Raw genomic sequence first — 1,139 nt, 5'->3', positions numbered from 1 at the left:
AATCGTTATAAACAAGATGTAACTTTAATACAATAAGATAATAAATTTGAGAGGGGATGTTGCAATGAATAACTTAATGAATCGAGCAAAATTTGTATTAAATGGAGAAGATGGTGCGTCAAACGTAGAGATTATCGTTTGGATTTCAGTAGTATTAGTATTAGCAACTGCATTATTTATCTTTAAAGATAAAATCGTTGGCTTCTTAGGAAAAGCAGGTGGAACTGTAGATAAACTACAAGTTAAGTAGTTTAATATAAGCCATAAAAATCACAAAGAAGAAACAGAGGTGATAGAATGAACAACTTAATGAATCGAGCAAAATTTGTATTAAATGGGGAAGACGGTGCATCTAACGTAGAGATTATCGTTTGGATTTCGGTAGTATTAGTATTAGCAACTGCATTGTTCTTATTTAAAGACCAAATCGTTGGCTTCTTAGGTAAAGCGGGCGGAACTGTAGATGGCTTAAAAGTAGCTTAATACAACGTAAAAGGAGCGTATAGGTATAACGCTCCTTTTTTTATAGGAAAAACGGAAAGGGGTGCGAATATGAGTAGATTGAAAGAGAAGTTAAAAGAACAAAAAGGATTTGGTTTGTTTGAATATGTAATAGGCTTATTAATTTTTGTTGCTCTTATATGTTTCTTATTTGATGTTGTTACGATTACCTATAAACAGTATGTTGTATCACAACAAACAAATGTCATAGCACGTCAGTTAGGTGTACAAGGAGGAATTACGAATCAAGTACCAAAAGGATTCCCAGGTGGAGATAAAGCGTATGTAGACTCAAGAGAGCTTGTACAACAAGTGAATGACCATCTTGAAGGAGCTGGTATAAAAAGCAATGAATGGGACCTAAATTTAATTCGATACGATAAAAACGGAAGAGTTGTAGAGACAAAAAAATTAACAACTGCCACAAATTTTAAAGTAGATTATCAATCTGCAATGGATATTGAGTTGACTTATAAATATAAATGGAACGTTTGGGGTCAAATCATTCCTGGTACATCAGATGAAAAAGAAGCAATACAAAAAAGATACGTAACATCCGAATTTAAGTATAACTACGATGTTTGGGAAGGTGAAAGAAATGAGACGAATTAAAAAAACATTAAAAAATACAAAAGGTG

The 1,139-nt window shown here is 32.7% G+C and carries 3 protein-coding genes; all 3 read left to right on the top strand.

What is annotated here, in order from left to right; all coding sequences use genetic code 11:
• Nucleotides 1–64 precede the first annotated feature (64 nt).
• The 3 genes from MR160_RS33675 (at nt 65) to MR160_RS33665 (ending at nt 1,113) form a co-directional block, all read left to right on the top strand.
• Nucleotides 65–250 (top strand): hypothetical protein, encoded by a 186-nt coding sequence (locus MR160_RS33675; RefSeq protein ID WP_001061354.1) that lies wholly within the window; start codon nt 65–67, stop codon nt 248–250.
• Between the two features lie 47 nt (nt 251–297).
• Complete coding sequence (locus tag MR160_RS33670; RefSeq protein ID WP_061662802.1) at nt 298–483, top strand: hypothetical protein; 186 nt, start codon at nt 298–300, stop codon at nt 481–483.
• Between the two features lie 69 nt (nt 484–552).
• On the top strand, nt 553–1,113 hold the full coding sequence (locus tag MR160_RS33665) for a hypothetical protein (RefSeq protein WP_000088659.1): 561 nt from the start codon (nt 553–555) through the stop codon (nt 1,111–1,113).
• Nucleotides 1,114–1,139: the final 26 nt, after the last annotated feature.

The organism is Bacillus cereus group sp. BfR-BA-01382 (assembly GCF_022663475.1).
Taxonomy (GTDB): Bacteria; Bacillota; Bacilli; order Bacillales; family Bacillaceae_G; genus Bacillus_A; species Bacillus_A thuringiensis_S.
The sequence above is the reverse complement of the archived record's forward strand: the minus strand, read 5'-3'. Positions and strand labels throughout refer to the sequence as shown.

What these genes read in the sequence shown, in the direction of transcription:
- MR160_RS33675 (WP_001061354.1), top strand. Translation starts at nt 65, where the DNA reads ATGAATAACTTAATGAATCGAGCAAAATTTGTATTAAATGGAGAAGAT.
- MR160_RS33670 (WP_061662802.1), top strand. Translation starts at nt 298, where the DNA reads ATGAACAACTTAATGAATCGAGCAAAATTTGTATTAAATGGGGAAGAC.
- MR160_RS33665 (WP_000088659.1), top strand. Translation starts at nt 553, where the DNA reads ATGAGTAGATTGAAAGAGAAGTTAAAAGAACAAAAAGGATTTGGTTTG.